This window comes from Endozoicomonas sp., assembly GCF_965196975.1.
Lineage (GTDB): Bacteria > Pseudomonadota > Gammaproteobacteria > Pseudomonadales > Endozoicomonadaceae > Endozoicomonas.
The window spans coordinates 513,262-539,187 of sequence record NZ_OZ239981.1; the positions used below are offsets into that span (position 1 = coordinate 513,262).

Below are 25,926 nucleotides of genomic sequence, written 5' to 3' on the forward strand. Positions count from 1 at the left end.
AATTGATAGCTTTCCAGTTCCTTGCAAATTTGAGCATTTATGAACAGTAGTGTTTGGATAGTTTGACGCGGGTCTGGCGTGGACTTTGTTTTTTCTGCTGGCAGTGGGGGCTTGTGTACCTCACTCAGCGTCTCCAGCGCTGAGTGTTATTCAATAGTTTTTTACCAACCTGCAGGTGAACCACTTTAACGGTTGCGGCTGTCAGCATGATCAGAACGGCCATGGCTGCCGCTGGGCCATTCTGGCCAGCATCTTCCATATTCATCACCGCCACGGATGCCGGCATGATGTCCGATGAATACAGGAACACGACAGCGGATGTGGTGGTCATGGCATTAACAAAAAGATAGATACCAATATCCAGCAACGCAGGCAGGCATACCGGCAGTGAAACTTTGAAAAAGGTTCTGTATTGCGGAATCGTAACTATTCAGCACCCAGCAAAGGCGTATTGTTGTAATTTCGAACCGCTTTAAGAAGCGCCTGAAATATGTTCAACCCCTGCTTTTTAGCAGATGATAAATAGCTTCGGATTCGGGTAAACATGGTACCTCCGTCTTCGCTTCTGAAGCAGCCTGAGATCTTCTGCTTAAGTTTGGCCATCCTGGCATCACGTTCACTGCCATTGTTATCGAAGGGAATTGAAAAGTCCGACATGAAGCGCAACGTTTCAACCTTAAACTCAATAAGCCTTTTGAACAGGTTGTAGGCCTTGGTATTCCTGACCTTCTTACGTCCAAGCACCTGTCGTTGTTTTTCCATATAAGCGGTTTCCTTCGTGAGAGCCCTTTGAAGGATTTGGTCGTATATCGTCTCAATGCGAAGCTGTATTGCACCAGGCATTTGAGTCAGACCGGCTGCTTTGTATTTCTTGCAGAAGTGCCAGGAGAGCGTAAGCAATTTCATCAGCCGCAGAGCCAGCTTATTCGCATCCCTATCGACAACTCCCTGAAGCTCTCTCAGATGATGGGCATTACAAAGCACATGCACTGCCGCATAGGCAAAGTAGGACTTCCAATGATCGTGAACCAGAATGCCTGCAAAAGTCAGCAGGATGCCCATTGCATCCATTGCTTCACAACCTCGCCTTTCTGAGAGGTAGTAAAGCGTCCATTGGTCATCTCGCATAATGTGTAACCACCACAGTGAACCGTCAACCCGCATGCCAGTTTCATCCGCTCCTGCAACCGGACTTTCTTGTAAAGCATCGCGGATACTCTGCTCAGTAGAGGCCAGGTTCTCATGGGTATAGGCAACAAAATTGGCAACAGAGCCTGCGCTGACACTCATGCAATAAATAGCATTGAAATACTCAGACACCCGGTGATATGGGATGAAGTGATACTGGTTTAAATGAACAGCCATTGCCTGAGTCACTTCTCCGTATTGAGCAGCGGCTTTCACTCCTTGGGGAAACTCAGCGGTGTTCCGTTTACCACAAGGACATACTTTAACGTCTGCCCAGTACGCGGTAACTTCAAATTCTCCGGGTCTACCTGGATCAAAAACCTGTCGCTCAATGTATTTGGTGGGTTTAATATCGATAAGCGAAGACTGGCAACAGCAACATTTTTCAACCTTCAGATGCCTGACATAATCGGGTAAGGCGACACGTCTCAAACAAGAGCCTTGATGACCTTTCTGGCCACCTGGTTTATTGCCTGAAGATGGTCTAAGGCTTTTGGGGTTCGGTGTTTCCTGTGAGGAGCAGGGGGCTTCTTTGGAAGATGTATCACCTTTATCACTCCCTTTTTTACTGGGCTTTTGATAACCATCTGACGATGGTGGCTTACTACTGTTTTGACTGTTTTTATTAACCCTTTCTTCCAGTTCGCTGCAACGTTCCCGTAAAAGCGCATTCTCGGTCCGAAGCTCTTCATTCTCTTTAAGGAGAGCTTCGGTAAACGGAGTAGCTGGGAAGTCTGGTTCCATACTGGAGATTTGTTAGAAAAATTGAGTATAAGATGATGGTCGAAAAATCAGAAAATTCCAGATTTATATGAAGGGTGCTGAATAGTTACGCGGAATCTTTAGCGATGCTGCTACCGCTTCAATTTCATTAGGCAGCTTTTTCAGGGCTGATAGCGCCGTGAGATGGCCCACGGTGAAGTAATGAGCAACGGTATTCAGAACCAGTAATGCCATGGTTCCATAGAACATTCCCAGCGGGTTGCCTGGCTGATTGAAGAAAAAGATATATCCCAGACCCAATACCATTCCGGGGATCGCCACTGGCAGCATGGTCATGACCTGAATCAGCCATTTGATGGAGGCTGCCATTTTGACTTTTTCCACGCAGTAGGCCGTGATAAAAATGACCAGCGTCCCCACTATTGCTGTGTCTGTGGCGAGTTTTATTGAATTGAAAAATGGTACCCAACCCTGGGCACTGAAATTTTCAAATCGATAGCTCTGCAGGGAAAGCTCGAGATTCCAGGGCCAGAATGTCACCAGAGAGCCATATACCGCCATGGCAATAATCGACAGTATGGCCATGATCATCAGGCTGCAGATCACCAGAAATACTCGGTCGCGAACTGGGTGGGGGTCAGGCTGATAAGCGACAGAACGGGAGCCAAAGAGTTCTTTCTGCCTCTTTTGAACCCTGCGGTCGACCAGAAAAGCGATGATCGCCGGCAGTAACAGCAGCACGCTGATAACGGCACCCATGGCAAAGTTCTGCTGCCCTACCACCTGCTTATAGATGTCCGTGGCCAGAACATTGTATTGGCCGCCAATCACCTTTGGCACACCAAAGTCCGTGACTACCAGGGTAAAGACAACCGCAGTAGTGCTGATCAGGCCAAACTTGGCTGCCGGTAATGTGACCGTCAGAAAAGTCCGCAGTGCTTAAGATTTCATGACTCTGGCGGATTCATAGAGTCTGGCGTCGGAGGTGGATAATGCAGTGTTCAGTATCAATAGTGCATGGGGAAAGGTCCAGAATACCAGGCCAATAACAATACCGATGATGCCGTAAACCGAATGTCCCATCAGTAAGTCTCTGACAACGCCCTGATTGCCGAAAAGGTAGATCATGCTGATCGCCGGTAGCAGCGATGGTGCCAGAATGGGTAGCATACCCAGAACCTTGAAGACTGTTTTGCAGGGCATACAGGTTCGGGTCAGGCCATAGGCGAATAGAAACGCCAGAGTGACCACAATACCTGTAACCACAAAGCCGATCATCAGGGTATTGGAAATGGACTGGGTCAGGGCATGACTGCCCAGGTATTCTGCAAAGTTGCTGATGCCGACAAAACGGCCCTGGCTATCCTGAACACTTCGGGCCAGCATGGCCATCAGTGGTAGCAGAAGTGTTATCAGCAGATAGAGAAATACTCCGGTAATGCAGAGCGCGGAAACCAGCTTGCCAGTGTTGAAAACAGGACGCCTCTGGCTGGTTTCTCTGTATAGCGGTCTATTGGCGGTGGTAGAAAGATCCATGATCAGCATTCCTTACTCTGCGGGAAAAACATGAATATGCTGTTCCTGGATGACCAGTCGGGATTCGCAGCCAGGGTGCAGGCTGAGGTTGGCCAGTTGATGAACCGGAACATCCACTTTTATGGTGAAGGTTGATGTCCAGCCCAGTGGGTTGCAGCTTGCCCTGACGAAAGTCCCTTGAAACTCCATTGTTTCAACCTGCACTGGTAACTCGGTAATTCCCTCACCGAATGTCAGATCCTCCGGGCGGATACCCAGTAAAACTTTTCCACAGCGGGAACGCTGTGGGGCAAGTGCCAGTGGTTGATTTGCCAGCATGGTCTGATTCTGAGGGTTTACTTCTGCTTCCATAAAGTTCATGGCGCCGACGAACTCTGCGACAAAGCGAGAGGCTGGGTTTTGATAGATCTCTTTGGGTGTACCAACCTGTTCAATATGGCCGTGATTCATCACCACAATTCGGTCGGCCATCGCCATGGCTTCTTCCTGGTCGTGAGTGACCATAATGGTGGTGATTCCCAGTCGCTTCTGCAGTGAACGAATGGTTTCTCTCAACTTGACTCGAACCCTGGCGTCCAGAGCTGACAGTGGTTCATCCAGCAGCAGTAATCCGGGAGATAACGCCAGAGCACGGGCCAGGGCCACCCTTTGCTGCTGTCCACCGGAAAGCTGACAGGGAAATTTATCCCCCGCATCCGACAGTCCAATGGTCTCAAGCCATTTGGCTACTGTCGTTTGAACCGTTTCCCGTGAAAGGCTCTGGTTTTGAAGGCCAAAACCAATAGTGATGATCTGGTCATCAATATTCCTGAGGTTAAAGCAATTATGAATGATCCTGATAGCATTCTTTAGGGCTGTTTATGAAATATCCGGGCTAGGTTGATAGGTTTCAACCAGATTTTGGGTTGTTCAGGGAAAATTCACCGGAAGGGAACTAATTATCATAAGCTGAACTCAATATAGGTTATTGTCCCGAAATAATTTCGACATTTGATTCCCGCATTGCCTATATAGAGGGCTGCATCAGGATGGAACGTCGAAATTATTTCGGGACAAATCCTAGGAGCATATGAAGATCTTCAGTTGGTTCGAGAGATGACAACAATATTGAGTGATATTAATTTGAGGCTGTAGACATATTATGGACAACATACCGTCAATTGAACAGGGGGCAAACAGGGTTTTATTCAACCCTGTACCAGCAGCTGACATGGCACGGAATAAATCGACTTGGTATGGCTGGCTGTGTAATAAGGCCGGTGATTTTGTCGATGCAATCCCCAATCCTGCCTATTATATTTGCAAGTCTCCAGGAGTTATTCTCACTGGCCTTGCACTTTTTGCCAGAGGCGTTGCCGTATGTGATGCATCACCACTTCGTAACCCTGTTAATACCACACTTCCTGAAGGCCGTTCGCAATGGAGTCCAGTCCCTTCTAATCCAGTGCCTATCAGGGATATGAAAGGCCCTTTAAAAACAACACAAAATGGTGAATTTGTCAGGGTTGGAAAAACTGATGATAAAGGTTTTTATCCTGTTCAGGAAAAGGTAGGAAAAAAAAACAGAAGATTGTATAGATTCCAGCTTCGTGACTACCACGATAATTCATTAAAAAGGGCAACCAATAAAGATGGAAGCCCGTGCCCCCCATCAAAGCCAGGTACTAACAAGTGTAAAGGCAGGGCTGAATTGTCTAATTGCTTTCCCCCCTCTTCCCTGAAACATGTTTCCAAAAAAGAGGCAAAGTTTATCCGTGCTTCCAAAGCTATACTTAACAACTGTTCCGGCGTTATTAAAAACGGGGGCAAAGCCAGAATAACAATGGACCTTCAGTTCAAGGAGCTTGGGCCAGCCATTATTTTTCAGCTGCATGGCCTTCCCGACCGATGGCTCTACAAAAGCCCTGGTGACCCTGACACGACCTACCGTTTGCCTCCCGACACATCGGCCAAAACATACACCTTAATGAAGAATAATGGCATGCGTTTCGAGCAGGGCGGATACCCTCCATTAACCCTTGCCATCGAGAAGGACCATGGAAAATATTTTCTGGTTATGACCGCCAGGGCAGACTATGCCATGTTCAGTGAAAAATTCCCTCGATGCAACCTGAAGTTCTCTGAGGAAACGACCACAATGAATGAGGCAGAGTGCTGTAATAATGAACGGGATATCAGCTACATTTTTTCCCACCCCATCTCCACAGATATGGATTGGATGAAAGTCTGGATCGACGTGGAAACAAGTGACTTTTCCGCTGAAATACCGACAGAAGGGTCAATAAAGGTCTGGATAAACGGTAATATGGTTGCACACTCCAGAACATACTTGGGTAGAAATGATGCCCCGGAGCGAGGCGGGAGTGGCTTATATGCTAAATTCGGCCTATACCGATCCAGTGATGAACCGGTTGAAGTTCTCTTTCGTGACCCGGTAATCAATACCAGCCCTGACGACTCCGGCATGGTGGAAACACTTAGCCCTGTACCAGTGAAAAATACCTGTCGCCCACTGGCTCAAGGGAGTGAGTTGAAATCGACACCTAAGCCTGTTCATAAAAATAGCACTTTGACCTATTCCCCAGGTACGACAGCTCTCACACCCAATAGCTCTTCTTCTGAGAAGCCAATGAGTATCTCTTCGGGGTCCTTGACCCAACCAACAACCAGGGCTCCAACCTCTTTAGCCGACCATAACGGACTGATAACGTCTTACCGGTCAACGGTATTGCAAACGGAGTTACCCGGCAGCACCTCAACAAAAGATTTAAAATCTGTTGGAGCCACCCATCAGAAACCAACCACCCTATACACAGAGGGAGAGGGTAAAGTGAGCTCATTGGGTAGCACTCCGGGTGGTTCCCCACAAGCAACAGAGAATATTACTCCAAGCGACTCAACAACCCCCGAAAGCCCTGTCACAACGATTTACAACAGGGGTACTCCGGCTAACGGCACTGAACCAAGAGAACCCACAGCAAAAGAAGCTGGTTGCACATATTATGGCCATATCATCAGCTATGGTTTCAATGGCTTATGTGCGTTGGTATTGTCTGGCTTATGGCTCAATAAGCTGCTCAACAGGCGACAGCCCAATGGCAACAATACAGCAGATTCGGAACCCAATGATGCAGGGCTATTGCAGCAAGCTGGAAAGACGGAGGAGACCTCAATGTAAATTCACTCCCTCATTTTACCCGTGCAAAAAGTTTGCACTGGCAAAATTGCTGGCGAAAATAGAGCGCTCTGTATTTCTGCAGGGAAAAACAAGGCGCTTGTAAAAGAAAAAGATCTGCGTTTATCTGTCTTTCACCACACCAATTGATATTTTCCTGAAACCTGTTGTCAAAGGGCTGATCAGATATTCAGGGATATTGTTTTGCCACCTTTTCAATACCAGTTCAAAAGCCTTAACCACCTTGGCTTAGTTGCTGCGATGTGCCGGGAACTAAAGATAACGCCATGTGCGACTTTTAGGTTTGCATAAGGAGACATGACTGATCCTGCTTTCTGCTATTAAAAGCAGTAGAAAGCAAAGAAGGTTTCAGTCATGCCCGTTGAAGAGTTTATCACTACAGTCTACTGCTTGATCGACGATTTGGTAAAAGAGCTTTTTCCTGTACCACTGCGACTTCGAGGGTTTCCACCAAAGCTCACTGATAGTGAAGCGATCACCATGGAAGTTGTCGGTGAATGGCTTGGGCATCATAAGGACACTGAGATTTGGAAGTATTTTACCCGACACTGGCGACACCTGTTTCCTGACATTCCTTCACGCTCGGCATTTGTCAAACAGGCCGCCAACTTATGGCATGTGAAACAACGACTGCAAATTCGTATAGTCCAGATGATGCATGCAGATAATGCAGATATCCATTTAATCGATGGTTTTCCGATTGATGTTGTCGTCAGAACCCGTGCACCACAGAGCCGTATCTTTAAAGCTGAGGCTGGTTATGGTTACTGCGCTTCCAAGGACAAGAAGTTCTATGGCTTTCAGGGGCATTTGCTGGTTGAAGCACGAGGGATTCCTGTGGGTTTTACTCTGACCGCAGCGAACGTAGATGAGCGTGATGCAGCCTATGACATGCTCGAGACCATTTCTGGCCTCTTGCTTGGCGATAAGGGCTATATAAGGCCTGAGTTTAAAGCTGATTGTCAGGAATTAGGTATTGATCTTCAGACGCCACTGAGAAAAAACATGCAAGATGAACGTCCGAAGTCGTTTGTAAAGCTGGTATTACGGGTACGACGGAGAATAGAAACAGTGATAGGTCAATTGACAGAGCGCTTTGAAATAGAAAAGTGCCATTGTCGAGATAGATGGCATATGACATCACGTATCGCTCGGAAGTTACTGGCACATAATATTGGTTCTTATCTGAATATAATTGCTGGTCGTCCTGCAATACAGTTTGAGAACCTTATTTCCGAAGATTAAAAAACGGAAAGCAAATAATTGCGTGATTTTGAAGATACAACTTGGACTTACCATCATGCTAGCCCGGATATTTCATAAACGTGCTCCCGTTCTCGCTTGTCCTTTGCCGCCCTAAGGGAGTTTTGCTCGGTCGACCGTACTCCCCGGTACGGCACTCCCTCACAAAATCCCTTAGGGCGACAAAGTCCTGCCCGAGATTCGGGGCAGTTTATGAAATATCCGGGCTAGTAATTTGAGATAGTTTCAGACAAAGTCGCACATCGCGTAAAGATAGCCGAATATATTGATGCGCGCATAACCAATGACTCCGATGTACGTAATGTCACGATTGGACAGGCTGTTGTCGAAATGATCATCAATGGTCTGGGCTTTACAGGACAGACTCTGTATATGTTTCCTGATTTTTATGAGGACAAGCCGATCGATCGGCTCATTGGCGAAGGCATCCAGGCTGAACATTTGAACGACAAGGTACTGGGGCGAGCCCTCGACAGCCTTTACGACGCTGGCATCAGTGACTTGTATCTGCACCTTGCTGTTAAGGTCGTTAATCATCTGAAGCTGCCCTGCAAGGCATTAAATCTGGACGGCACCAGCTTTCATGTGGATGGTGGCTACAACAGTAATAACGACCCTGATGACTTGAAGTGCATCCATATCTGCCGCGGTTACAGCCGCGAACACCGGCCTGACCTGAAGCAGGTGGTCTTGCAGTTAATGACCGAGAATGAGGCCGGTATTCCTGTGTTCATGGCGCCTGCCAGCGGTAATGTGAACGATAAAACCTGCTTTCAGGAGATTATCAAAAACCATCTGTCGTGTTTCAGGGCTGCTTTGAATAGCCGCTACCTGGTCGCTGATGCCGCCCTGTACGTTGCTGAAACCCTTCAGTTACTTGATGATCAAAAACAGCGGTTTATCTCCCGGGTGCCTTTGAATATCAAGGATGCAAAGCAACTGGTCGGCAAAGCGTCTGCTGTATCGCTGAAGCCTGTTGAAGGCTACGAGGATTATTACTTTGCACAAGTTCCTTCCACCTATGGGGATGTTGGGTATCGACTAACTGATCAGTTCAGCGAACAAGTGCATTCAGGGTGTTCCCGGTTTTGGTCTGGTGATCGCCCGTGAGCATTTACTGGCGAAATGCGCCCATCAGGCTCGCTCTCTGTCCCTTGACCTTTATGCTCAGTGGCGCTGCATGGAAGACCATCACGGCAAGTGGCGTTTTACTTCACCGACTCATACGGTCAGAGCCTTCTACCAGGCGCTGGAAGAGTTGCATCAGGAAGGTGGGGTTGCTGCCCGTTATCAGCGATACCAGAATAATCAGAAACTGCTGGTTCAGGGGATGGAAGAACTGGGCTTTGAGTGCCTGTTACCCCATGAAATGCATTCCCCTTTTATTACCTCTTTTCGATCGCCACAGCATCCTTAATATCAATTTGACCGTTTCTATCAGTTGCTCAAACAGCAGGGCTTTGTGATCTATCCAGGCAAAGTATCGGATGCTGATTGTTTCCGGATTGGCAATATCGGTGAAGTGTATCCCCAGGATATTGCTGCACTGGTTCAGGCCATTGCCAGCAGCATGTACTGGGAGCAGTGATGGTTATGGTTGAATCACTGAACAGTGAAGGTGATATCAATAGCACTGAAGAACGCGCCCGCTGGCAGGCAACGCTTGACCATCAGGAAACCCAGAAGTTACTGGATGAAGATGCCCGTTACTTTCTCGATCAGTCCATGTCGACCCCCTGTCTGGATGTGCTGACCCGGGCAGAAGGGATTTATATAGAGGATGTCCGTGGCATGCGTTATATGGATTTCCATGGCAATAATGTTCACCAGTTGGGTTACGGACACCCAGTCGTGGTGAAACGTGTCCGGGATCAACTGGATACGCTGCCTTTTTCACCAAGACGCTTTACTAACCCGGCCGCTATTGAGTGTGCCCGAAAACTGGCAAGCCTTTGTCCGGACGATTTGAATCGTGTTCTGTTTGCTCCGGGCGGAACATCGGTTATCGGGATGGCATTGAAAATGGCCAGGCTGGTGACCGGCAACCATAAAGTGGTTTCCCTCTGGGACTCTTTTCATGGCGCGTCGCTGGATGCCATTGGTGTGGGGGGGGAGGCTTGCTTTCGAACGGGTATGGGGCCGTTAACGCCGGGTGTAGAACGTATTCCACCTCCGGTCAGTTATCGGGGGGTGTGGCCAGGGGAGGATGGTTCTGATGTCCATTATGCTGACTATCTGGAATACGTTATTGAGAAAGAAGGCGGAATCGGCGCCTTTATTGCCGAAACGGTCCGCAATACCGATGTGCAGGTTCCCAGTCAGGCGTATTGGCAGCGGATCAGGGAGATTTGTGACCGTCACAATGTATTACTGATCATTGATGAAATACCCAATGGAATGGGCAGAAGCGGTGAGTGGTTCACCTTTCAGCACTACGGCATCACTCCGGATATTCTGTGTATTGGCAAGGGGCTTGGTGGCGGTATTGTGCCTATGGCAGCGATGATAACCAGAGATCGCTTTAATATCGCACCGTCTATTTCCCTCGGGCATTACACCCATGAAAAAAGCCCCGTTGGCTGTGCGGCTGCCCTGGCCACCATAGAGGTGATCGAGCAGGAAAACCTGCTTCAGAAAGTGAAGGCGGATGACGCTTTCCTGCGAGATCGTTTGGGGGCGATGAAAGCCAGGTATCCCATTATCGGAGATGTCAGAGGTATTGGCCTTTTATGGGGTATTGAACTGGTGACTTGTACTGAGAAAAAGACCAGAGCCACCGCAGAAGCTGAAAAGGTGCTCTATCGATGCCTTGAAGGTGGGCTCAGTTTTAAGGTTTCTCAGGGCAATGTACTGCAGTTGAGTCCACCATTGACGATTGAGCGTCAGGACCTGGTACGAGCACTGAATATTATTGAACAGGCAATTTCGGACATTGAGGTATAGATCATGGATGTAAAAAAAAGCGTCGAAGCGGTGATTCTGGATTGGGCGGGCACTGTCGTGGATTTTGGCTCCTGGGCGCCCACGTCCATTTTTGTTGAAGCGTTCAAACAGGCTTATGATTTTGATGTTTCACTGGCAGAAGCTCGTGTTCCCATGGGTCTTGGAAAGTGGGATCACATAAAAACTCTGGGTGCGCTGCCAGAGGTCAGCAAGCGATGGCAGTGCCGTTTTGGGCGGTCAATGTCAGATGCTGATGTGGATGATATATACAGAACTTTCATGCCGCTGCAGAAAGCGAAAGTGGCCGAATTCTCAGACCCTGTTCCCGGGGCACTGGAAACGATTGCGCTGCTGCGTAGAGAAGGGATTAAAATTGGTTCCTGCTCAGGTTACCCAAGAGAGGTGATGGATATTCTGATGCCTGCTGCTGCAGAGAAAGGCTACTCTCCGGATGCTGTGATTGTCAGTGATGATTTACAGGCTGGTGCCCGGCCCGGTCCCTGGATGGCGCTTCAGAATGTGATTGAACTGGGTGTTCACGCCGTTAACCACTGTGTCAAAGTGGATGATTCCGCTCCAGGTATCAGTGAAGGGCTGAATGCCGGCATGTGGACGGTGGGGCTGGCATTGTCGGGCAATGAGGCTGGAATGACGCTTGAAGAGTATTTGAGCGCTTCCAGTGGCTATAAGGCCGAAAAGAGGGCCTTGGCTACCGATAAGCTGGTGACAGCAGGTGCTCACTATGTAGTGGATACCATTGCGGACTTACCAGACGTTATCAGCGATATTAATACGCGTCTGATGCGTGGAGAAAAGCCCTGATTTGTGGGTGTTGGTATTGTATTCTTTGAGAGCCTGTTTTTCAGGCTCTTAATTTTTTAAATGCGCTGAACTGTCCTCGAAAATATAAAAACTGGTGCTAATACTGCGTGAAAGTGGTCAGTTTTTAATAGTTTACCCTTCTTTATGTTAGTCCCATTGGACGATGATTCCTCTTCCCTCAATGGCTTTAATCAGTGGCAATGACAGTAAGGCCATGCTGTCGGTAAATCTCTGCTGCTGAAAAAGCGATGAACCGGATTTGCTGACAGCACTTTAAGCCTTCGTGTAAACGCCTTGAGTCGAAAGTGCCCCATTGTTTAACGCAGTGTTCAACTTGGCACTCTCATAATAAGAAGATACAGAGGAACAGGTGTTATGGATATTCGCGGACTTGGCTATGTCACCGCAGAGTCAACTGATCTGGATCAGTGGCGCCAGTATGGAACCCAGGTATTGGGAATGATGCTGACTGAGGATTCTGATGACAATACGCTGTATCTGAAAATGGATGACCGTAACTATCGAATTCTTGTGGAAAAGTCTGATCAGGATCGTTATGGCGTCAGTGGCTGGGAAGTTTCAGGCCCTGACGCTTTCCTGAAAGCCATTAGTGATCTGGAAAAAGCCGACGTTCAGGTGATTCACGGCACTTCGGAAGAAGCCAAAGCCCGTAAGGTGCAGGAGCTGATTAAATTTTCTGATCCTGATGGTAATCGTCATGAAATTTTCTGGGGGCCTCAGCAGGACTTTGCCCGCTTTATTTCTCCTGTGGGTGTAAAAGAGTTTGTTTCTGAGGGGCTGGGTCTTGGACATACCGTATTGCCTACACCTGCTTTTGACAAATGTCGTTCTTTTTACACTGATGTTCTCGGTTTTGGTCTCTCTGACCTAATGACCGTTCGCTTTACCGATGACCCAAATGAGCCGGAAAAACGCCTGCACTTTATGCACTGTAATAATGGGCGTCATCATTCTCTGGCGATTTTTGAAGCTCCAGTCCCCTCTGGCTGTGTACATATGATGCTGGAAGTCTGTGATATGGATGAAGTGGGTCGGGCATTGGACCGCATGGTTGCAAACGGCGTGAAGCTAACAGCCACGCTCGGTCGTCATACCAATGATGAAATGACCTCTTTCTACATGAAGACGCCTTCCGGCTTCGACATGGAATATGGCTGTGGTGGCCGTGTTATGGACTGGGACAAGCACACAGCCTTTGAAAGCACTGTTGTCAGTCACTGGGGGCATGACTTCAGCGTGGGCTTTAAATAATTCCTGAAACCAGATTGCCAGAATAAATACGACAAAAGGTGTACTTCATGGACAAACGCATGACCGCTGCAGACATTGTTGCTGAACTGCAGGACGGTATGACCATCGGAATCGGGGGCTGGGGCCCACGACGTAAGCCAATGGCACTGATTCGCGAGATTCTCCGTTCAGACCTAAAAGATTTGACAGTCGTCGCCTATGGCGGTGCAGACGTGGGTATGCTCTGTGCTGCGGGTAAAGTGAAGAAGGTTGTCTTTGCGTTCGTTTCTCTTGATTTTATCCCACTCGAGCCCTACTTCCGCCAGGCTCGCCAAAAGGGTGAGATTGACGTCATGGAGATCGATGAAGGGATGATGCTGCTGGGCCTGAGGGCTGCTGCCTGGGGATGCCCCTACATTCCTACCCGTATCGGACTGGGTACCGATGTCGTTCGTGTCAATCCAGAAATCAAGGTGATTGACAGTCCTTATGATGAAAAAGAGTGGGTTGCCATGCCTGCCTTGAAGCTGGATGTCTCTCTCCTGCACGCCGACCGTGCTGATGAGCGTGGCGTATGTCAGATCAAGGGCTCCGATCATTACATGGATGACTGGTTTGCGCGGGCAGCACAGAAGACCTTTGTAACCTGTGATGAGCTGGTGGATGCGGATTACTTCAATAATCCGGAAGAGTCTCGCTACGTATTCTGGGAACGCTCCATGACCAGTGGTGTATGCCTGCAGCCGGGTGGCGCTCATCCAACGTCGTGTGCACCACTGTATGGTTTTGATGTTCCCCACTTCAAGGAATACAACGCTTCAGCAAAAGATGGCGGTTTCGAGACCTATTTTGAGAAGTTTATTCAAAACAGCAGTGAAGAAGAGTACCAGACCAAAGTCGGTGGTCTGGAAGCGATCAAGCAACTGCCGTTGCCGGTTTATTGATTAAGGTGGAGTGTACATTATGACTAATCCGGTCAATGCAGATCTTTTAAAAGAAAGCCCGGCTGCTGCAGATTATTCTCTTGCTGAATTGATGATCTGTGCAGGGGCAGAAGCCTTCCGGAATGATGGAGAAGTACTGGCAACAGGCATTGGTTTGATTCCCCGTCTGGCTGCCAGTCTGGCCATGAAAACCTTTAATCCTGATCTGATGATGACTGACTCAGAGGCCTGGTTGCTTTCTGAACCAAATCCGGTTGGGAATCGTGAAGAGGGTTTCGTCCAGAAGAATGAAACCTGGATGGGGTTCTCCCGAATTTTTGATAATGTCTGGAGCAGCAAGCGCCATGCAATGGTAGGCCCTACCCAGATTGACCGCTATGGTCAGGCCAACATTTCTGCACTGGGTGGCACCTATGAGCAACCAAAAGTACAGATGCTGGGCGTTCGTGGCTTTCCCGGTAACTCCATCAGTCACGCCAACAGTTTCTTTGTGCCCAGTCACAATAAGCGTGTCTTTGTAGACGGTGAATGTGACGTAGTGGCGTCCATTGGTTACAACCCACAAAGGCTGCCTAAAGGCTACTCACTGGATGACATTGATATACGACTGGTGATTACCGATCTCTGTGTGATGGACTGGAATGGTCCGGATCATCAGCTTCGTCTGGTTAGTACCCATCCTGGTGTCTCAGTAGAACAGGTTCTGGAAAATACCGGCTTTGAAGTCATTGTTGATGGAGACATTCCGGTGACTGCAGCGCCTACCCAGGCGCAGCTTGACGTTATCAGGCAGCTTGACCCACACAACCTCAGGGCCAGACAGCTCAAGGACAATCCACCCGGAGATCGTCGTCAGTAAAGCGTACTTCGCTCTTCATTGGGCGGGGTATTAAACGGTAGTGGGAAAGAATAAGAAGTATAAGAGGAAGCCAGGCGATGACAGATATCAATTCCGAAGAAACCAGCAGCCAGGATGTCGTTCTGTACGAAGTTCGTGATGGTGTAGCCATTGTCACCATGAACCGTCCTGAATATAACAATGCCCAGAACTCAAAGATGACCTATGCGCTGGATGCGGCTTTTAAGCGCGCCAGTGATGATGACGACGTTAAGGTGATTGTTCTGGCCGGTGCTGGCAAGCACTTTTCTGCCGGTCATGATATAGGTACTCCCGGTCGGGACGTGGATAAGACATTTGATCGTGCCAGCCTCTGGTATGACCACACCAATAAGCCCGGTGGTGAATTTCTCTATGCCCGTGAGCACGAAGTGTATCTGGGAATGTGCCGTCGCTGGCGGGAGATTCCCAAGCCAACCATTGCCATGGTTCAGGGAGCCTGCATTGCAGGTGGCCTGATGCTGGCCTGGGTCTGTGACCTGATTGTTGCCTCTGATGACTCTTTTTATGCAGACCCTGTTGTTCGAATGGGCATTCCCGGCGTTGAGTATTTTGCTCATGTACATGAACTGAATCCGAGAATTGCCAAAGAGTTCCTCTTTCTTGGAGAGCGGATGCCTGCAGAGCGGGCTTATCAGATGGGAATGCTTAACAGGGTAGTCAGTCGGGAAGCGCTGAAAGAGGAAACTCTCGCGATTGCCGGCCGTATTGCCAAAATGCCTCGTCTGGGACTTCAGCTCACCAAGCAGGCTGTGAACAATGCGGAAGACCTGATGGGCAAGCGTACGACCATGGACATGGTATTCGGTCTTCATCACTTCGCTCACTCCCACAATGACCTGGTTTCCGGTGATCGTCTGGCAGGGTTTGACGGCAAATCCATGGCGGCATCCCAGCGGGAAACGTCAAAAGATAAAAAGAAGGCGGAGGCATAATGGAGACCCGTCTGACGAAATTACTGGGCTGCCAGTATCCGGTTATACAGACTGCCATGGGATGGGTCGCAGACCCAAAACTGGTGGCTGCAACCTGTAATGCCGGTGGTTTTGGTTTTCTGGCCGGCGCCACGATTCCTCCAGAAGAGATGGAGGCCGCCATTCTGGAAACCCGAAAGCTGACGGACAAGCCTTTTGGTGTGAACTTTCATATGTATCAGGCCAATGCGGCTGAGATTGTCGACATGGTGGTGCGTCATGGCGTCAGAGCTGTCAGCTACAGCCGTTCGCCCGGTAAGAAAATGGTGGCTCAGCTAAAGGATGCAGGTGTCGTCTGTATTCCGACCGTTGGGGCACTCAAGCATGCCATCAAAGCGGTAGAGATGGGCGCTGATGCGGTCACGGTTCAGGGTGGTGAAGGTGGTGGTCACACAGGATCGGTACCGACCTCCATCCTGTTACCCCAGGTGGTTGATGCGCTGGACGTACCGGTTGTTGCGGCGGGTGGCTTTAAGGATGGAAAAGGCCTGATCTCAGCCCTTGCCTACGGGGCAGAAGGCATTGCCATGGGAACCCGCTTTCTGATGACCAAAGACAGTCCCGTGCCAGCAGCCACACTCGATTGTTATGTAAAAACCAGCAATCCGGGCAGCATTATTGTCAGTAAGTCCATTGATGGTATGCCTCAGCGAATGATCACCAATGAATTCCTGGCTGAGCTGGAAAAGGCTGGAGCTCTGAAAAAATTGATTCTGGCGATCAAAAATGGTCTGGCGTTCAGAAAATACACGGGCATGTCCGTGGTCAGCCTGTTGAAAACGGCTCTGCAAATGAGAGGGGAAGGCCAGATGACCGCAGCGCAGACCATTATGGCGGCCAATGCGCCAATGGTGATTCAGAAAGCCATGGTGGATGGGCGGCCGAGTGAAGGCGTATTGCCGGCCGGACAGGTAGCTGGAGCTATTGACAGTCTGCTGAGCTGTGAAGAGCTGATTCAGGAAATCATGCAGGAAGCCCGGCAGCAAATGGCCAGGCTGAACAGTCTGGAAAAAGTTAAGGCTGTTGAGCCAGCGTAAAGTGCTTCAGCGTAGGTCGGCTCTTAATCTGGAGCCGACAAGTGATTGCAGTCTATATCGTCGGCTCCCGTCAGGAACCGGCCTACATTGAGATAAGAATAATGAGCAAACCATTTAATGTATCCATCGAGCAGGGGGTTGCAGAACTCATTTTTGATCACCCGCCTGTCAATGCATTTACCAGTCAGGGCTGGGCTGATATTGCCACTGAGATAGAAGCGCTGGGCAAAAACGACGAAGTGCGTGCGATTATCATCGGTGCCAAAGGTCGAGGCTTCTGTGCCGGTGTTGATATTAAAGAGCTGGCAGAAGATGGAAGCCTGATCGTTAAAGTGAACAAGGGTAACTATGACACCTTTGAAGCGATCCATTTGAATCCCAAACCGGTCATTGTGGCGGTACATGGCTTTGTTCTTGGTGGTGGTATCGGTATCTCCGGCGCGGCTGACATCATTGTTGCTTCAGAGTGTGCACGCTTTGGTGTGCCGGAAGTCGACCGTGGAGCCATGGGTGGTGGTGCCCATTTGCAGAGAATGTTCCCGGTTCAGAAAGTGCGTTACATGTATTTTACCGGTGACATGATTGATGCCCAGGAAGCTTATCGACTTGGTGCTGTGGAGCGGGTTGTCCCAAAAGATCAGCTGTTGGATACCGCTCGTGAAATAGCGACCAAGATTGCGGCCAAAAGTCCAAAAATGATCAAGCTGGCAAAAGAAGCGCTGACCGGCATTGAAGATGGCAGCCTTGAAGCGAAATATCGCTGGGAACAGGGTTTTACTCTGGAGGCTTATACCTCTCCGGACTCTCAGGAGGCCAGAGACTCATTTGTTGAAAAACGAGATGCATCGTTCTCGTCAAAAGACGCAAACGCTAAGGAAGCCACGGAGGCGTAATATGGATCTTAGTTATACCGACAGTCAAAACGCCTTCCGTGAGGAAGTGCGCAACTGGCTGGCTCAAAATGTACCTGCGCAGCCTCTGCAATCCTTTGATACGGAAGAAGGCTTTCGTCAGCACCGCGAGTGGGAAGCCCAGCTGAATGATGGGCGCTGGGGCATGGTGACCTGGCCAGAAGCTCTCGGGGGCCGTGGCTGTGACCTGATTGAGTGGCTGATTTTTGAAGAGGAGTATTACCGTTCTGGCGCACCGGCGAGGGTTAATCAAAACGGTATCTTCCTTCTTGGCCCTACGTTGATGGAGTTTGGTACCGAAGAGCAGAAGGCTCGCTTCCTGCCAAAGATGGCTACTGGTGAAGAGGTTTGGGCCCAGGGCTGGTCTGAGCCCGGTGCAGGCTCAGATATGGCGGCTATTCGCTCAAAGGCCGAGCGGGTAGGCGACCATTATGTCATTAATGGCCAGAAAACCTGGTCGACCCGGGCTGTATGGGCAGACTGGACCTTCGGTATTTTTCGTACCGATCCTGAATCCAGTCGTCACAAAGGGCTGACTTTTATTCTTGTGCCTCTGGACGCAGAAGGCGTCACTGTACGCCCAATTCCACAGCTGGATGGCTTGCCAGGGTTTGCTGAAATCTTCTTTGACAACGTTAAAGTTCCGGTGGAAAACGTTCTGGGCGGTGAAGGCATGGGTTGGCATGTCGCCATGTCCACTGCCGGTTTTGAGCGTGGTCTTATGCTTCGTTCTCCTGCCCGTTTCCAGGAGACAGCCCGTCGACTGGTTGAGCTTTACAAGGCTAACCGTGAGGTTGCAGATATTGACCCTGCTGTTGGGGATGCGGTGATGAAAGCCTGGATGGACGCTGAAGCTTATACCCTGAATACCTACATGACCGCATCCCGGTTGGTACAGGGTGGAAAGATTGGCCCTGAGTCATCAACCAATAAGATTTTCTGGTCAGAACTGGATCAGAAAATGCACGAAACCGCCATGAGTATTCTGGGGGCACGAGCCGAACTCTGGCCTCATGCCCCAGCCGCAGGCGAGGTGGGTAAATGGCTGGATGGTTTCCTGTTTTCACAGGCCGGTCCGATCTATGCCGGTACCAACGAAATTCAACGTAATATCATTGCCGAGCGTATGCTGGGCATGCCCAGAGCGTGAGGGTGCAGCAATGAATTTTACTTTTACTGAAGATCAACTGATGTTCCACGACAGTGTGAAGTCATTTTTGACCAATGAAGTCACACCGGAAAGAATTCGTGAGCTCTGGGAAAGCGAAACTGGCCGTTCCAGCGAGCTTTGGGGGCAGCTGGCTGAACTCGGCCTGACCGCGATGACCGTGCCTGAGGCTTTTGGTGGCCTTGGCATGAATGAACTGGACTTTGTACTGCTGGCTGAAGAGTGCGGTTATACCGCTTTGCCAGAAGCCCTTGTTGAAACGGTGATGGTTGCAGTTCCACTAATAAGCAGCCTGGGCGATGAACAGGCTGAGTTTAAAGAGACCTGGTTGAGCCGAATTGCTACTGGCGAGGCTCGTGTCGCTGTTGGCCATCCTGATAATCCTCTGGTTCCCGATGCTCATGTAGCGGACCTTCTGCTTCTTGCCAATGGCGATGAGGTGCATGCGCTGTCTCAGGGACAGGTTCAGCTGGCAGAAAATCCGTCCGTTGACCCCAGTCGTAAGCTGTTCACTGTTGAGTGGACACCATCCACTGAAACTCTTATTTCAGGAGCTGGGATTGCTGATGACACTGCCGGAAAGCAGTTATGGCAGGATGCCTTGGATCGTGGCGCACTGGCGGTTGCTGCACAGCAATTGGGTCTGGCCAGAAAAATGGTGGATCTGTCGGTTGATTACACCTTTGAGCGCAAACAGTTTGGCAAGCCCATTGGTTCATTCCAGGCCGTCAAGCACCTGATGTCCAACGTGGCAGTGCAGATTGAGTTTGCCAAGTCACCCCTCTATAAAGCAGCTTACTCGGTTGCTCATGGCTTAAAAAGCCGCGCTAAAGACGTCTCTCATGCCCGTCTGGTGACCACCGATGCAGCCATGCTCGGGGCGAAAAATGGTATCCAGTCTCATGGTGCCATGGGGTATACCTGGGAAGTCGATCTGCAGATCTTTATGAAGCGTGCCTGGTCTCTGGCTTCTTCTTACGGAACACAGGGTTTCCATAAGCAGCGTATTAAGCAGTTTATATTGGCTGACGAAGCTCAGCTGGGTGCTGGAAGTACTTTCGCATAGGCTCTGAGGGGATAAGAATAATGCCAGAAGCGTATATTGTTGATGCTGTCCGCTCTCCAACGGGGCGGCGTAAAGGTGGTTTAGCTCATGTGCACGGAGCTGATCTTGGCGCTCATGTGTTAAAGGCCATCGTCGAGCGTAACGGTATTCCTGATAATGAATACGACGATGTTATTTTTGGTTGCGTAGACACCATTGGCCCACTGGCGGGTGATATAGCCCGGACAGCCTGGCTGGCTGCGGGTCTTTCTGAAGAGGTTCCCGGCACAACCATTGACCGTCAGTGTGGTTCTTCTCAACAGGCGGTTCATTTTGCCGCTCAAGCGGTTATGAGTGGCACGCAGGATGTGGTGATTGCTGGTGGTGTGCAAACCATGACTCAGATTCCTATCTCCTCAGCGATGATGGCGGCGGAACCTCTGGGGTTCACCGACCCTTTCTCTGGCTCAAAAGGCTGGGTTGAACGCTATGGCGCTGAGCCGCCCACGCAGTTCAAGTCTGCCCAGATGATTGCTGACCATTGGGGTTTTTCACGGGAAGATCTGGAGCGTTACTCTCTGGAGTCCCATCGACGTGCACTTCAGGCGATTGAAGAGCAGCGCTTCAGTCGAGAGATTGTACCGATGGAAGGTGTGTCTGTTGATGAAACGCCTCGACAGTCCACTCTGGAAAAGATGGCTGAACTGGATTACCTGTTTGGTTGTGAAAAAGTCACTGCCGGTGTGTCGAGTCAGACCTGTGATGGTTCTTCTGCCGTTCTGATTGTCTCAGAAGCAGCCCTGAAGAAATATAATCTGACACCTCGAGCTCGAATTCATCATATGAGTGTTCGTGCAGCTGATCCGATCTGGATGCTGACCGCCCCAATTCCTGCAACTGAGTATGCATTGAAAAAGGCGGGCATGACGCTGGACCAGATTGATCTGGTGGAAATCAATGAAGCCTTTGCCTCTGTTGCCATGGCGTGGTTGAAAGAGACAGGCTATGACCATCAGAAAACAAACGTCAATGGTGGTGCAATTGCCCTTGGACACCCTCTTGGCGCGACGGGTACCAAGCTGATGACCACATTGTTGCATGAGTTGGAACGTACGGGTGGTCGCTTCGGGCTGCAAACCATGTGTGAAGGCGGTGGTCAGGCCAATGTCACGATTATTGAAAGACTGTAAAAAGAATAATAACAGGGGATTAAATGATGGCCATTTGTGAAAACCGTGTTGTGATTGTGACCGGTGCCGGTGGTGGACTGGGCAGGGCCTATGCACTGGGTTTTGCCGCCGAAGGCGCCAAGGTTATTGTTAATGATATTAATGAGAAAGCGGCATCGGATGTCGTTGAGACCATTAAAGAAGCTGGTGGCGACGCGGTGGTTAATACCAATGACATTACCGACTATGAAGAGTCAGCCCTGATTGTGAAGCAGGCCATCGATGCGTTTGGTGATCTGCATGTGGTTGTGAATAATGCCGGAATTTGTCGTGACCGCATGTTTGCCAGTCTGTCAGAATCCGACTGGGATGCCGTGATGGCGGTTCATCTGAAGGGGCACTTCTGTATTGCCAGTCATGCGGTTAAATACTGGCGTGAGCAGTCTAAAGGCGGTAAAGCCGTCAGTGCCCGTATCATTAACACCAGCTCCGGTACTGGTCTTCAGGGTTCCATTGGCCAGTCAAACTACGCTGCGGCAAAAGGTGGTATTGCCTCCCTGACGCTGGTTCAGGCGGCTGAGCTGGCTCGTTACGGCATTACTTCAAATGGTCTGGCTCCAGCTGCACGCACCGGCATGACTGAGGACGTTTTTGCTGATGTGATGAAGAAGCCTGAAGATGGCTTCGACTTCTTTGCTCCGGAAAATGTGGCTCCTCTGGTAGTCTGGCTGGGCTCAGAACAGAGTGCCAATGTAACCGGAAAGCTTTTTGAAGTGGAAGGTGGCAAGATCTCGATTGCTGATGGCTGGCGTCGTGGCCCGGAGAAAGACAAGGGAGCACGCTGGGAACCATCAGAAGTTGGCAGTGCAGTTGCCGAGCTGGTGGCTGAAGCTGTGCCTGCCCAGAAGGTATACGGCACCTGATGCTGGACGAGCCTGTATTCAGCAGGCATCATCAAATGCAGGCAGTTCCGATGTGCAGTTATCGCACAGGGAGTATTGGTCTGTCTGCAATTATTCTTAACACTATGGACAGTCCTATGAAAAAACTATCTTCCTTTGCACTAGGCGTTACCCTTTCTTTGATGGCTGGTGCTGCTTCAGCAACTGGCGGGATTCCCTCATCGGTTTGTTATGTGAAAGGCAAGATGGTATCGACCAATATGCCGGTCAATATCTGTCAGTCGGTATTGAAGGGTGATCCTCAGAAAGAGCAATCATATAAGTCGTAGTGATTTAATAGTGTGTATGCCAACTGTAATGTTTTTAATTTTTTTGAAATAAAAAACTTAGTATAGATAATACTGTGTTGTCTAATATCGAGAGACAACTTTATATGCCATTCATATTTTATGAATGGCATATAAATAAAAATAAGTTACTTTATGGTTCGTTTGATCCTACAGTTTTTACTACAATGTGTCGTTTTAGATCTTCTAAGAGTGTGATATATCTTTCACGTATTTCAATATCTTGAAATGCTTTTTTTTCATTTAATGCTCTTACCCCCATTTCATAAGCATTGACCATTGATTCGACCGGAAAAAGGTCAATAAATGGAAGAGCTAATTGCTTGTTTGAAGTCATTTGGGCCATCAGGATTGCGTGTGCCTCAAATCGACTTGTGTCACTCTTTTCTAAGAGTGGGTGCCCGGAAATCCGAAGATCATTGAAAAACTTTGCAATGGCTATAGCCGTATCCATATTCTCATAAACCAATGCTGCAGTTAGAGGATTACCTAATTCATTTTCTTCAGAGTCATTTGTGAATAAAGGAATTAACTGGTGATGATTGTTAGTGTCTGACAGTAATTGAAGTGTTTTTTCCGTATTTCCGTAGGCACAGGACAGTTTGAATAAGTCTACAGGGCCATAATCATCAAATCTACTATTAAGCTTGGATTCTTGGGATTTTAAATCTTGATTGGCTCTCTCTGCAGCCTCTCTGCCTCCATCAGTCGATATACCAACATAAGCAATTGAGAAGGCAGAGTGTTCTTCTCCCCCTGTTCTGATTGACTTTAATATCCTAGTACAAAATGCAGATAGCGATTCTCTATCGTCAGTGGATACTCTTATATAATAGCCCTTTAGATTCTGATCAAAAAATGTAACTATACCATCATGAATTGATATGGCTGTTGCATGAATTTTATTAATCAAAAAGTAGTCCCCGTTGGGAAGTTTTTCAATCAGCCTCATCATTTCGCTGTGGTCAACTTGAAAAGCCCAATGCTGGCCAGTAACTATAGGTGAAGTCATATCTTGTATGTCAGTTTCTGCTTTCTGACTTTGATCAGAATGATCAAGAGTTCCGAAAACTTCCTCTTTTGGAAAAAGATCAGGAGTTAACCAGGGAGAGGTTTTTCTTATATCTCTAGATGTAAAGTATTTCTGCAATAAGGTTGATTGACCGGGTAAGTGGCTAAAGAATAGAGATTCCACCCATGGCCTGATTTCCATCAGCATAAAAGCTTCTGGGTATAAAGTTCTGAACTCTCCATAAAAGTCTGAAGGCTTTTGAGTTTGCCGACAATGTCTTTCATATTTTTTAAATATGTCTGCTGCATCTGATATAGCTTCTGGTAGAGAAGTGTATTCCTTTCCTAGGATCAAAGTTTTTTGACTTTCATCCATGCTTAAAATGCATAGCCTTTTGGTAAAGTTGACTAATTCCTCTGGCCGCCCTTGTCTCGATAACATTGCTGCATATAGATAATGCTGGGAAAGACCATAGCATAGGCCTGCTTTGAATGATTCTATTTGCTCATCAGTAAAATCAAGATGATGGGCTGCCACTAAGCTTTTAATGTTACGGGTTAAAAAAGAAAATTGTCTGATTGCCTGAAGATCACTATCGTCTATCATCCCCATTAAATGAGCAGCAAGGATTTCATCTGAAAAAATATTGTTATCAGAGGGAGGGGTGGAAGAGTTACTATTAATGTCTCTTATATATAGAATGCCTCGTTTTGCATGATCAATATCACTGAGGCCAGACGTCATGGTGTTAATGACCTGGCGTATTTCTTCTTTCAACTCAAGGAGTTTTTCTTGATCACTTTCAGCTTGGAGGTGTAAGGGCAAATCCAAATGGTCAAAATCAAAATAGTTGGAAAGACCCGAAATGAGTTCTCGTGTAGCAAGGTGAGACTGAGGGACTATTTCTGCCATTACCTGCTTTTTTTCGGCTTCAGATATTTGCTTTAAAGATTCAGCAATATCTTCAGAGGTGTCTTCACCCAGTAAGCCGGATACTAAGTTGATCAGAGTATTTAGATGGTTTAAAGCTTGCTGTGATTTATCTTGAGTTTCAGCCAATTGAGCTTCCACTTCTTCTAAACGCGGAGGCTTTTTCTCAGTCAGTGTTAATGATATTGATCGGTCATGCAATCTTTTCTCGCTTGTTAGGTTGGCCTCTGCATAACTGATTATATCCTGGAGCAGTTTTACATGACATTTTGGTTCACAGGCTGTAGGACCTAATAATTGCTGTTGTCCCTTATTTTGTTGTGAGCTTACCCTGAGCCAGTCTGAATATTGTATTTCAAGATTTCCTAGTATTGAACTTGCACCAGAATCAGTTCCATTCATATATATACCCATATATTTTTTTATTTGATTAATTATAGACTTGTGCTTAATTGATTGAATATTAAATACTTTTGAATACTCATGGATCTATTTTGGCTGGTTTAATTCAGTCGTATCTGTGTTCTTGTGGATATATATTTCCCCTTAAGAATGAAGAAATTCAATCAGAATTTCTTCATTCTTAAATGTGTCATTTATATAGGACTCCTTCTCGAATGCCGCTCGCGGTTTTCCAGCTTTTCCCGCTCACTTTTTCTGATCATCACATAAAGTGCTCCAGAGCCTCCATGAACTTTCAATGCGCTGTGAAAAGCCAGTACCGCCTCCATCTGGGGCAGCCAAGTATAGAGATAACTTTTCAGCATGGCGGGAGGGTTGCTTTTCTCACCACGTCCGTGAGCGATTAATACGGTCCGCAGCTCGTGTTCACGGCAATCATTGATAAACTGGAAAACGTGATCCCGTGCCTCCCGGGCGGTCTTGTGGTAAAGATCGAGTCGTGCCTCAATGTCATATTTACTCAGGCGAAGTTTTTTGAAGACGCCTTCCTGCACGCCATCCCGCTTCCAGACCAGAAAGTCATGAGGCTTGACCATCTTCGGGTTGAGCAGGGAGAGAAAATTAGGATCGGTAAAGGTGTCTTCTGCAGCGGCCTTGCGAATCTCCTGACCAGGCGTAACCTGCTGAACTTTCTGAATATCAGCCGTTGCCTTCTTTCTTAATGGGTTTACCCCTTCCATCTCTTTCAGAAAAGCAGAGATGTCATCATTGTCTGTTGCGTTGCTCATAGTCGGATAACTGACCAAGTGGACGGAGATCATAGCAGTTTTTACCGCTTTTTTGATGCCTGTATTGTAATTACATTGATGACTGGTTTGGTCGTAAAGAATAAGCGATGCATCTGGCTTTTCAATGGAAGAAGAGAAGGTGTCCTCTATTAGACGAAGTAGGTTTACTAAGGCTGAGGCATTCATCCTTTAGCTATTGAAAGTGAATGCATGCTCTGCTGCGAGTCTCATTACGTAACCCACTTTTATTACGCCGGGTGCAACAATAATAACGAGGTGGGCGATCACCTGCTCGGTGATGGTTAGATGAAGTTGATGATGAAGAAAGTAGGCCAATAGAATGGCGAGTAATATTGCACCCGATGATAATGCGAGGAGCACGTTTCCGAGGTTAAAAAACTGTTGGGTTCTATTTGCTGTCTCACCTTGTTCAATGTGCTTTAAAGTGTTTTTCATATTGAACACCTCATCAACATA

The 25,926-nt window shown here is 48.2% G+C and carries 26 protein-coding genes and 1 pseudogene; 18 read left to right on the forward strand and 9 right to left on the reverse strand.

Translation table 11 applies throughout. The features are described from left to right. Positions 1-124: 124 nt before the first annotated feature. From ACOCLE_RS02260 to ACOCLE_RS02285, 6 genes and pseudogenes are all read right to left on the reverse strand, one after another. Positions 125-367: a hypothetical protein gene (locus ACOCLE_RS02260; protein ID WP_419535341.1), complete on the reverse strand. Its 243-nt coding sequence runs from the start codon at positions 365-367 to the stop codon at positions 125-127. 59 nt (positions 368-426) lie between these two features. Further along, a complete protein-coding gene (gene tnpC, locus ACOCLE_RS02265) occupies positions 427-1,932 on the reverse strand; it encodes an IS66 family transposase (protein WP_419533942.1) in 1,506 nt (501 codons plus the stop codon). Positions 1,933-1,995: 63 nt separating this feature from the next. Then, entirely contained in the window at positions 1,996-2,670 is a 675-nt protein-coding gene (locus ACOCLE_RS02270) for a hypothetical protein (protein WP_419535342.1), read from the reverse strand. 180 nt (positions 2,671-2,850) lie between these two features. After that, positions 2,851-3,447, reverse strand: coding sequence for a hypothetical protein (locus ACOCLE_RS02275; RefSeq protein ID WP_419535343.1), 597 nt, complete (start codon positions 3,445-3,447; stop codon positions 2,851-2,853). Positions 3,448-3,459: 12 nt separating this feature from the next. Beyond that, positions 3,460-4,092 (reverse strand): TOBE domain-containing protein, encoded by a 633-nt coding sequence (locus ACOCLE_RS02280; protein WP_419535344.1) that lies wholly within the window; start codon positions 4,090-4,092, stop codon positions 3,460-3,462. Further along, positions 4,093-4,287 (reverse strand): annotated as a pseudogene (locus tag ACOCLE_RS02285) (hypothetical protein); the annotation flags it as partial. It abuts the gene before it with no gap. 301 nt (positions 4,288-4,588) lie between these two features. On the opposite strand from ACOCLE_RS02285, the gene ACOCLE_RS02290 reads away from it, so the two are divergent. The 18 genes from ACOCLE_RS02290 (at position 4,589) to ACOCLE_RS02375 (ending at position 22,299) form a co-directional block, all read left to right on the forward strand. Continuing rightward, positions 4,589-6,625, forward strand: a complete 2,037-nt coding sequence (locus ACOCLE_RS02290; protein ID WP_419535345.1) for a heparin lyase I family protein — start codon at positions 4,589-4,591, stop codon at positions 6,623-6,625. A gap of 372 nt (positions 6,626-6,997) precedes the next feature. Next, entirely contained in the window at positions 6,998-7,888 is an 891-nt protein-coding gene (locus tag ACOCLE_RS02295) for an IS982 family transposase (RefSeq protein ID WP_419533099.1), read from the forward strand. Between the two features lie 294 nt (positions 7,889-8,182). Further along, positions 8,183-9,016 carry an IS1634 family transposase gene (locus ACOCLE_RS02300; RefSeq protein WP_419537279.1) on the forward strand — a complete coding sequence of 278 codons (834 nt, stop codon included), beginning with the start codon at positions 8,183-8,185 and terminating at the stop codon, positions 9,014-9,016. A gap of 70 nt (positions 9,017-9,086) precedes the next feature. Continuing rightward, entirely contained in the window at positions 9,087-9,323 is a 237-nt protein-coding gene (locus tag ACOCLE_RS02305) for a hypothetical protein (protein ID WP_419535346.1), read from the forward strand. A 45-nt stretch (positions 9,324-9,368) separates the two neighbouring features. Then, the gene (locus ACOCLE_RS02310) at positions 9,369-9,494 is read left to right on the forward strand and encodes a hypothetical protein (RefSeq protein ID WP_419535347.1); all 126 of its coding nucleotides are present in this window, start codon (positions 9,369-9,371) and stop codon (positions 9,492-9,494) included. A gap of 5 nt (positions 9,495-9,499) precedes the next feature. Then, positions 9,500-10,849 carry an aspartate aminotransferase family protein gene (locus tag ACOCLE_RS02315; protein ID WP_419535348.1) on the forward strand — a complete coding sequence of 450 codons (1,350 nt, stop codon included), beginning with the start codon at positions 9,500-9,502 and terminating at the stop codon, positions 10,847-10,849. A 3-nt stretch (positions 10,850-10,852) separates the two neighbouring features. Beyond that, a complete protein-coding gene (phnX, locus tag ACOCLE_RS02320) occupies positions 10,853-11,671 on the forward strand; it encodes a phosphonoacetaldehyde hydrolase (protein ID WP_419535349.1) in 819 nt (272 codons plus the stop codon). Between the two features lie 375 nt (positions 11,672-12,046). Beyond that, on the forward strand, positions 12,047-12,943 hold the full coding sequence (locus ACOCLE_RS02325) for a VOC family protein (RefSeq protein WP_419535350.1): 897 nt from the start codon (positions 12,047-12,049) through the stop codon (positions 12,941-12,943). A 47-nt stretch (positions 12,944-12,990) separates the two neighbouring features. After that, entirely contained in the window at positions 12,991-13,866 is an 876-nt protein-coding gene (locus ACOCLE_RS02330; RefSeq protein WP_419535351.1) for a CoA transferase subunit A, read from the forward strand. A 19-nt stretch (positions 13,867-13,885) separates the two neighbouring features. Continuing rightward, positions 13,886-14,725: a CoA-transferase subunit beta gene (locus ACOCLE_RS02335; protein ID WP_419535352.1), complete on the forward strand. Its 840-nt coding sequence runs from the start codon at positions 13,886-13,888 to the stop codon at positions 14,723-14,725. A gap of 77 nt (positions 14,726-14,802) precedes the next feature. After that, positions 14,803-15,699 carry an enoyl-CoA hydratase gene (locus ACOCLE_RS02340; protein ID WP_419535353.1) on the forward strand — a complete coding sequence of 299 codons (897 nt, stop codon included), beginning with the start codon at positions 14,803-14,805 and terminating at the stop codon, positions 15,697-15,699. Next, positions 15,699-16,775 carry an NAD(P)H-dependent flavin oxidoreductase gene (locus tag ACOCLE_RS02345; protein WP_419535354.1) on the forward strand — a complete coding sequence of 359 codons (1,077 nt, stop codon included), beginning with the start codon at positions 15,699-15,701 and terminating at the stop codon, positions 16,773-16,775. Before ACOCLE_RS02340 ends, ACOCLE_RS02345 begins: the two co-directional genes overlap by 1 nt. A gap of 41 nt (positions 16,776-16,816) precedes the next feature. Then, a complete protein-coding gene (locus ACOCLE_RS02350) occupies positions 16,817-17,668 on the forward strand; it encodes an enoyl-CoA hydratase family protein (protein ID WP_419535355.1) in 852 nt (283 codons plus the stop codon). 1 nt (position 17,669) lies between these two features. Next, positions 17,670-18,836: an acyl-CoA dehydrogenase gene (locus ACOCLE_RS02355; RefSeq protein WP_419535356.1), complete on the forward strand. Its 1,167-nt coding sequence runs from the start codon at positions 17,670-17,672 to the stop codon at positions 18,834-18,836. Between the two features lie 10 nt (positions 18,837-18,846). Beyond that, complete coding sequence (locus tag ACOCLE_RS02360; RefSeq protein WP_419535357.1) at positions 18,847-19,920, forward strand: acyl-CoA dehydrogenase family protein; 1,074 nt, start codon at positions 18,847-18,849, stop codon at positions 19,918-19,920. Between the two features lie 20 nt (positions 19,921-19,940). After that, positions 19,941-21,089, forward strand: coding sequence for an acetyl-CoA C-acetyltransferase (locus ACOCLE_RS02365; protein ID WP_419535358.1), 1,149 nt, complete (start codon positions 19,941-19,943; stop codon positions 21,087-21,089). Positions 21,090-21,112: 23 nt separating this feature from the next. Then, positions 21,113-21,991 carry an SDR family oxidoreductase gene (locus ACOCLE_RS02370; protein ID WP_419535359.1) on the forward strand — a complete coding sequence of 293 codons (879 nt, stop codon included), beginning with the start codon at positions 21,113-21,115 and terminating at the stop codon, positions 21,989-21,991. Beyond that, complete coding sequence (locus tag ACOCLE_RS02375) at positions 21,991-22,299, forward strand: hypothetical protein (RefSeq protein ID WP_419535360.1); 309 nt, start codon at positions 21,991-21,993, stop codon at positions 22,297-22,299. Before ACOCLE_RS02370 ends, ACOCLE_RS02375 begins: the two co-directional genes overlap by 1 nt. Before the next feature lie 151 nt (positions 22,300-22,450). Here ACOCLE_RS02375 and ACOCLE_RS02380 read toward each other — a convergent pair whose 3' ends face one another. The 3 genes from ACOCLE_RS02380 to ACOCLE_RS02390 all read right to left on the reverse strand — a co-directional run bounded on the left by ACOCLE_RS02380 (position 22,451) and on the right by ACOCLE_RS02390 (position 25,905). Then, positions 22,451-24,661 carry a hypothetical protein gene (locus ACOCLE_RS02380; protein ID WP_419535361.1) on the reverse strand — a complete coding sequence of 737 codons (2,211 nt, stop codon included), beginning with the start codon at positions 24,659-24,661 and terminating at the stop codon, positions 22,451-22,453. A gap of 194 nt (positions 24,662-24,855) precedes the next feature. Then, positions 24,856-25,635 carry a DNA endonuclease SmrA gene (gene smrA, locus ACOCLE_RS02385; RefSeq protein WP_419535362.1) on the reverse strand — a complete coding sequence of 260 codons (780 nt, stop codon included), beginning with the start codon at positions 25,633-25,635 and terminating at the stop codon, positions 24,856-24,858. A gap of 3 nt (positions 25,636-25,638) precedes the next feature. Beyond that, positions 25,639-25,905, reverse strand: a complete 267-nt coding sequence (locus ACOCLE_RS02390; protein ID WP_419535363.1) for a hypothetical protein — start codon at positions 25,903-25,905, stop codon at positions 25,639-25,641. Positions 25,906-25,926 lie beyond the last annotated feature (21 nt).

Coding starts and splice junctions, on each gene's coding strand:
- ACOCLE_RS02305 (WP_419535346.1), top strand. CDS start 9,087: ATGGAAGACCATCACGGCAAGTGGCGTTTTACTTCACCGACTCATACG.
- ACOCLE_RS02375 (WP_419535360.1), top strand. CDS start 21,991: ATGCTGGACGAGCCTGTATTCAGCAGGCATCATCAAATGCAGGCAGTT.
- ACOCLE_RS02345 (WP_419535354.1), top strand. CDS start 15,699: ATGGAGACCCGTCTGACGAAATTACTGGGCTGCCAGTATCCGGTTATA.
- ACOCLE_RS02275 (WP_419535343.1), bottom strand. CDS start 3,447: ATGGATCTTTCTACCACCGCCAATAGACCGCTATACAGAGAAACCAGC.
- ACOCLE_RS02295 (WP_419533099.1), top strand. CDS start 6,998: ATGCCCGTTGAAGAGTTTATCACTACAGTCTACTGCTTGATCGACGAT.
- ACOCLE_RS02315 (WP_419535348.1), top strand. CDS start 9,500: ATGGTTGAATCACTGAACAGTGAAGGTGATATCAATAGCACTGAAGAA.
- ACOCLE_RS02390 (WP_419535363.1), bottom strand. CDS start 25,905: ATGAAAAACACTTTAAAGCACATTGAACAAGGTGAGACAGCAAATAGA.
- ACOCLE_RS02325 (WP_419535350.1), top strand. CDS start 12,047: ATGGATATTCGCGGACTTGGCTATGTCACCGCAGAGTCAACTGATCTG.
- ACOCLE_RS02270 (WP_419535342.1), bottom strand. CDS start 2,670: ATGGGTGCCGTTATCAGCGTGCTGCTGTTACTGCCGGCGATCATCGCT.
- smrA (WP_419535362.1), bottom strand. CDS start 25,635: ATGAATGCCTCAGCCTTAGTAAACCTACTTCGTCTAATAGAGGACACC.
- ACOCLE_RS02355 (WP_419535356.1), top strand. CDS start 17,670: ATGGATCTTAGTTATACCGACAGTCAAAACGCCTTCCGTGAGGAAGTG.
- ACOCLE_RS02380 (WP_419535361.1), bottom strand. CDS start 24,661: ATGAATGGAACTGATTCTGGTGCAAGTTCAATACTAGGAAATCTTGAA.
- ACOCLE_RS02370 (WP_419535359.1), top strand. CDS start 21,113: ATGATGGCCATTTGTGAAAACCGTGTTGTGATTGTGACCGGTGCCGGT.
- ACOCLE_RS02335 (WP_419535352.1), top strand. CDS start 13,886: ATGACTAATCCGGTCAATGCAGATCTTTTAAAAGAAAGCCCGGCTGCT.
- ACOCLE_RS02330 (WP_419535351.1), top strand. CDS start 12,991: ATGGACAAACGCATGACCGCTGCAGACATTGTTGCTGAACTGCAGGAC.
- tnpC (WP_419533942.1), bottom strand. CDS start 1,932: ATGGAACCAGACTTCCCAGCTACTCCGTTTACCGAAGCTCTCCTTAAA.
- phnX (WP_419535349.1), top strand. CDS start 10,853: ATGGATGTAAAAAAAAGCGTCGAAGCGGTGATTCTGGATTGGGCGGGC.
- ACOCLE_RS02290 (WP_419535345.1), top strand. CDS start 4,589: ATGGACAACATACCGTCAATTGAACAGGGGGCAAACAGGGTTTTATTC.
- ACOCLE_RS02365 (WP_419535358.1), top strand. CDS start 19,941: ATGCCAGAAGCGTATATTGTTGATGCTGTCCGCTCTCCAACGGGGCGG.
- ACOCLE_RS02340 (WP_419535353.1), top strand. CDS start 14,803: ATGACAGATATCAATTCCGAAGAAACCAGCAGCCAGGATGTCGTTCTG.
- ACOCLE_RS02360 (WP_419535357.1), top strand. CDS start 18,847: ATGAATTTTACTTTTACTGAAGATCAACTGATGTTCCACGACAGTGTG.